This is a genomic window from Piscirickettsia litoralis (assembly GCF_001720395.1).
GTDB classification, from domain to species: domain Bacteria; phylum Pseudomonadota; class Gammaproteobacteria; order Piscirickettsiales; family Piscirickettsiaceae; genus Piscirickettsia; species Piscirickettsia litoralis.
The window spans coordinates 1,947,876-1,952,166 of sequence record NZ_MDTU01000001.1 but is presented as its reverse complement, the minus strand read 5'-3'; the positions used below and the strand labels follow the sequence as shown (position 1 = coordinate 1,952,166).

General features: G+C 32.5%; 6 protein-coding genes. All 6 read right to left on the bottom strand.

Annotated elements, in window-relative coordinates:
• Positions 1 to 108: 108 nt before the first annotated feature.
• The 6 genes from BGC07_RS09705 to BGC07_RS09685 all read right to left on the bottom strand — a co-directional run bounded on the left by BGC07_RS09705 (position 109) and on the right by BGC07_RS09685 (position 4,149).
• A complete protein-coding gene (locus tag BGC07_RS09705) occupies positions 109 to 402 on the bottom strand; it encodes a hypothetical protein (RefSeq protein ID WP_069312938.1) in 294 nt (97 codons plus the stop codon).
• A gap of 45 nt (positions 403 to 447) precedes the next feature.
• Complete coding sequence (locus tag BGC07_RS09700; protein ID WP_069312937.1) at positions 448 to 1,434, bottom strand: phenylacetate--CoA ligase family protein; 987 nt, start codon at positions 1,432 to 1,434, stop codon at positions 448 to 450.
• Positions 1,435 to 1,507: 73 nt separating this feature from the next.
• A complete protein-coding gene (locus BGC07_RS20645; protein ID WP_158006906.1) occupies positions 1,508 to 1,645 on the bottom strand; it encodes a hypothetical protein in 138 nt (45 codons plus the stop codon).
• 2 nt (positions 1,646 to 1,647) lie between these two features.
• On the bottom strand, positions 1,648 to 2,946 hold the full coding sequence (locus BGC07_RS09695; protein ID WP_069312936.1) for a hypothetical protein: 1,299 nt from the start codon (positions 2,944 to 2,946) through the stop codon (positions 1,648 to 1,650).
• Entirely contained in the window at positions 2,927 to 3,517 is a 591-nt protein-coding gene (locus BGC07_RS09690; protein ID WP_158006905.1) for a hypothetical protein, read from the bottom strand. The genes BGC07_RS09695 and BGC07_RS09690 overlap by 20 nt, the downstream gene beginning before the upstream one ends.
• Complete coding sequence (locus BGC07_RS09685) at positions 3,499 to 4,149, bottom strand: hypothetical protein (RefSeq protein WP_069312934.1); 651 nt, start codon at positions 4,147 to 4,149, stop codon at positions 3,499 to 3,501. The genes BGC07_RS09690 and BGC07_RS09685 overlap by 19 nt, the downstream gene beginning before the upstream one ends.
• Between the last annotated feature and the right edge of the window lie 142 nt (positions 4,150 to 4,291).

The window sequence follows — 4,291 nt, the reverse complement described above, 5'->3', positions numbered from 1 at the left end:
CCATGCTATCAGTAATTATTTTCCCTAAAGAATTTTCATAAATATAAACACCGTAGTCTTTATATTTTGGGTTAAGCGCATACCCCACGCCATAAAAATACTCATTCATTACCCCCAGCTTCGTAAAAAATTTACCGATCCTTTTAAATCATTGGACAGATATCGTGGATCCGTATAAATTTCCTGGAGCATAAAAGAGGTCACAGAAATATTTTCTTGAATACGGTCAGATAGTTCATAAAGCTTATCTAATTTTGATTCTAATGTATCAACTTTATCCTTAACGAGGTGGTTCGCAAGCAGGTAAAAAAGCACTGCAAACAACATACAAGAAATAATAACAACGAAAAAAACACTCGCCTTGTAAAGTGTCGAATAAATTCTTTCGCTTTGATTAATCACACTTAGTATTCCTAATTTTCAGCATCAACTAACTTACTTCTAGTACTACTGATTTCTTTTGTCTACAATTTTAATCACCTTATTACTAATTTTCGATTTAATTAATTCAGCATGCTCTACTTTTTGAATATCCACTTTTTTCAAGGCACCAGCATACATATTAACTTTACAAAGCTTATCAAGTATCTTTTGTGTCTCGACAAAGTCGCTACTAGGCTCAGATCCATTATAAATATTAACCTGGATAATTTCATCACCATCACTATCAAATTTTTGAATAATCTGCCAATCCATATATTTTGATAAAGATTTTTCAAACTTATCCAGTTCAATTTGAATATCAGAAAAAGACACCCACTGAGTATTCCGACCTTTAACCTCTAAAATCTTGCATTCAGCACCATGAATACTTTGACTCCAAACTTTACCTATATCTCCCAGTGAGTACCTAATGACAGGAAATCTTTTTCTTAATTTATTAGTTACAACTATATCACCATAACCATCTTCATCAGGATCGATAATTTCTACAGATGATACTTTATCAGCGATAATAAACTGACTTGTATTTAAAATATTAGAATCAAAATAAGCCCATGGACCCGTTTCAGCAGAACCATAAATTGAAGTAACTCTCTGCACACCAAAAGCTTTCTCTATTTTTTCTTTTTGAGCAGGGTATAGTGAACTTGTCGCATACATAACCTGATCAAAGTGAATATCAAAGCCACTCTCTAAACAGTAATCTGCATATTTAGATATTCTAGAAGGAGAGCCAGCAATTATTGTCGGAAAAAAGTCAGTAACAAACTTATGTAACAATTCATCATTGCACCTATCCCCAATAGGCAAACTAGTCACTCCTGCGCGTGCAGATAAGTCATTAAATAACTCCAATCCACGATAAGCATTTTGACCTGTAAACAAATTTATCATTACATCTTGATTGGTAAATATTCCAATTTCTTTAAGGCTTTCTGAGATATATTGTCTTTGTAAAAAATTCTCATTAATATCATAAGGGAAATACATATTTTTTGACTGCGATGAGGTTGATCCTCCTGTTAACGACCAATAAACAGAGCTCCAGAACCCTTCCGTATAGCTATATTTTTTCGTTCAGTGATTCAATTGCAGCCTCATAATTTTCTTTAGAAAGTATTGGGCAATCATCCAATGAATTTACCTTTTTCCCAACCATTGTTTGATAAAATTCATTCTCATTCAACCACGTAAGTGTCATAACTATCTCCTAGCATACCGGAAATTAATAATTTTTTTTAGATATAAGATTGATATTACAATACATGAAATAACATATAATGCCAAAAAAGCAGCAGGTGCCTTTTCAAAGTACTTTAATGACAACATTAAGATTATAGAAAAAGCGAAGATTAAATAAGAAAAAAATACCGCGCTTACAACTTGGTTTAACAGCCTTAATATATAAAATAATGACTGACGAATAAAATCAAATAGAACCAATACGATAACCATATGAATTTCGATATGGGCAATTTCATACGACAAGCCATGCAAATTAAATATATACTTTAATATTACTCCAGAAAACAAAAATAATATTACCGCAATCGATAGCCAGTAGATTACTGCTTTTTTAAATATATAACTTAAAACCACTTTCAAAGCTTTCTTAGACTGTCGAATAGAACCATACTTTGGCAACTCAATCATCACACCATTAGCAAATCCTGTAATCCAAAATGATGCAAATAAAAACAATTGCAAAGCAACTTGAACCGCAACAACATAACTTTCACCATAACTCAAGGTTAGCATAATAATAATGGCACAAACGATAGAGTCAGAGGCATAGACTAAAGAGACTTTACAGCCTTCAAAAATGAACCGCAAGCACTCCATCCATCTTGTAGATTTTACATCTCTTAAAAAGGAAAAACTAATAACTTCTTTCTTTAGTGAGAAATGGACTAGGTGCAGTAAATTATATAAAAACCCTATAATACAACCGAATGCAAAGCTCACTATTGATGTATTTTCAAATAAGTAATAACATAGCAGTGTCACCACGACACAAATAATAAACGTTATAATATTAGTGATTTTAATAATCTTACTATAAGTTCTTGCTAATAGGATATATCTCAATGCACTAGAAAAGATAAAAGGGATAAACCCCACAGCATACACCAGTATAAACTCTGTTGCCAACAAACTAACATGGCCGTAAGTTAGCAGTGCAAAAAGCATTGCAAGCAGTAACACAATAACGCAAATCAGCCCGCTGATTTTAAAATATTTTGCAATATAGCTTTGATAGGATCCTGCATCTTTTGCCTTCGCGATATCCATACCGATAATACTCAGTATGCCAAAAATTATCATATTGGCTACCGTCATAACTGACATAGAAAATGATAGAGCAACTACTGCTTCATGAGATATCCGTGTCGCAAGTATTGTTGCAAAAAAAACCCGTCCATAGGCAAATACATTAACAAAAAAGATAGCAGACGCTATCTTTGAAACACCGCTAGATATTTTACCTAAATGATGGGACAACGATACAGCCTCCACGAGAAACAGCGATAATGCTACTTGGAGAGACTCGAAAAAAACCAGAACCCTGATAAACACCATTTAAGCTTAAAATCATCCCTACAGCATTACAAGATCTATATTCACCGTCAATAAATATGTCTATTTTCTTTTGCGCTAAAAATGGCTGAGCGATGTACTGAGCTGCCTGACTATCCGCCACAGTGGCAATTTTTTCTAAAGGCGCTTCTGCACCAATGTACATCCCTTCGCCTTTGCCACTCAAGCATTTTTTTAAAACCCAAGCACCTTTATTATTAAGAACTTTATCTTTAATTTGGCTTAATGAATAAGTTTCAATTATATGCCTTTTTAAAGTCGCTACTTCTTCGCTAGAAAGATATTTACTCATAACCTCTGAACTGGATAATATAGAGAACAATCTTTTATCATGCGTGATAAGAATTGTCCTAACATCATTCACATAATTCACATTTAGAATAATATGTTCTAGAACATCATAAGAAATATTTTCTAATTCATCCTGATGTAGCTCCATAATTAACTGTTCGCATTCTACTCCTTGAGCAACCAATTTTTCATCAGAAAATTTAAATCTCTAGGCTTAATATCAACAACTTCAACACCCTTGCTTATTAAATAACCTTTTAATAGATTTAAATCATATCCTTTTTCTTTTTCTCGCATCAAAAATAGTGGTTTAGACAAATCAAACCTAGAAGTATAACTATCAACAAGTTTGCCCAAAATATCTTCTATACCCGAGTCCTGAGGATAATCTTCTTTTGTTTGCAAATAGGTATAATAAGCTCCCATAAAACCATTAATTGTGAATCTAGCATTAATTTCACATAACTTAATTTCATTGTTCTCAGAAATTAAAAAATCTGGACGAATAGAAAATATTTTATATGATGTTTTGCTTGCTAGCTTAACAAGTAATAATTGACGATCATCTAACTTTAAAGCCTCCTTCAAATTTTCATCCAAGAGATAATTATCAACAATTTTATTAATTGCTTTAATCAAAACTGGGTGCACTGTTTCGGCTTGGCCTAGAATAGACTTAGGCACATCAAGAAGATAAGGGCTAAATCGTGTACCATAGTGCTCCAAGTCCATTTTACTTGAGAGCTTCGAAATAAAATTTTCGTAGTCTAAAGTATATTTTACTGAATCCGCATAATTAGGTACTAAGTGTTTCATATCTAACCACCAATTAATTTTTATATTTTATGCTTCTATTAATCAATCTGAGAATTTATCAAAATCAGTGAAAAACCTAATTCTCATTAAGTGTCTGTCTTTATCTTTAATTGTTGTTCTGGCATGCAAATATCTTTTATTC